This is a genomic window from Pararhizobium sp. P1_E7, assembly GCF_056405855.1.
Genome location: NZ_JBFUBH010000214.1, coordinates 1 through 1,261, shown reverse-complemented (window position 1 = coordinate 1,261; position 1,261 = coordinate 1). Strand labels below are relative to the sequence as shown.

The window sequence follows — 1,261 nt, the reverse complement described above, 5'->3', positions numbered from 1 at the left end:
GGTCTGCCCCCATCGGGTGATCCGGGTTTAATGTTAGTGCATGCTGGGTTTGACCGCCACTGCTGGCGTTGAAGCTGGGCCGTTCTGACGCGCGGCCACACGGTGGCTTCAGGTGCCGGTGGCTTGTAGTTCAGTGACGAGTGCGGACGCACGGTGTTGTAGTGTCGCCGCCAGCCCTCGATGATGATCTTCGCTTCCTTGAGCGTGTAGAAGATTTCTCCGTTGAGCAGTTCGTCCCTGAGCTTCGAGTTGAAGCTTTCGCAATAGCCGTTCTCCCATGGGCTGCCCGGCATGATGTAAGCCGTTTTGGCACCGACCATTGCAATCCATTCCCTCAGCGCCTTGGCAATGAATTCGGGACCGTTGTCAGAACGAATATGCGCTGGGACGCCGCGCAGGATGAAGAGATCGGAAAGGACGTCGATGACATCGACAGCTTTCAGCTTTCTTTCCACCCTGATGGCGATGCATTCCCGCGTGAACTCGTCGATCACGTTTAACATGCGGATTTTCTTTCCATTGTGCGTGCGGTCCTCGACGAAATCGTAGGACCAGACATGGTTGGGATATTCCGGCCGAAGCCGGATGCACGAACTGTCGTTCAGCCAGAGCCGACCGCGCTTGGGTTGCTTCGAAGGTACTTTCAGCCCCTCACGCCGCCATATCCGCTCGACCCGTTTGACGTTCACGATCCAACCCGCCCGGTGCAGTATCGCCGTAATGCGACGATAACCATATCGGCCATATTGGAGGGCGAGCGCTGTGATGTCGGCGGTCAATGCCGCTTCGTCATCTGGTGTCTTTGCGACCTTGCGCTGCGTAGAACGATGCTGGCCGAGAACCCTGCATGCCCGTCGTTCGGACACGCCCAGCTCCTCGGTGACATGGTCCACGCASGCACGGCGGCGGGCGGGGCTTAGAAGTTTCCCCTGGCAGCCTCCGCCAGGATCATCTTGTCCAAGGTCAGATCGGAAACTGCCCGGCGGAGSCGRGCGTTCTCGGTCTCCAATTCCTTCAGACGCTTCACCTGATCGCCCTTCAGGCCACCGTATTCTGCGCGCCAGCGGTAATATGTAACTTCCGTTACGCCTATCGACCGGATCGCCTCCGCCATCGATTTGCCCTGCGCATTCAGCACGTCAACCTGACGAAGCTTCGTGACGATCTCTTCTGCCTTGTGTCTTTTCGCTGCCATTTCAATGTCCTTCTTTGGCTCATAAGCCATACTTCAAAAAGGATCACTTTTCAGGGGGCAGGCCAA

Annotated in this window: 1 pseudogene; it reads right to left on the bottom strand. The window is 57.4% G+C overall.

Annotated features, from left to right (window positions below):
- Positions 1-33: 33 nt before the first annotated feature.
- Positions 34-1,195 (bottom strand): annotated as a pseudogene (locus AC1D17_RS29005) (IS3 family transposase).
- Positions 1,196-1,261 lie beyond the last annotated feature (66 nt).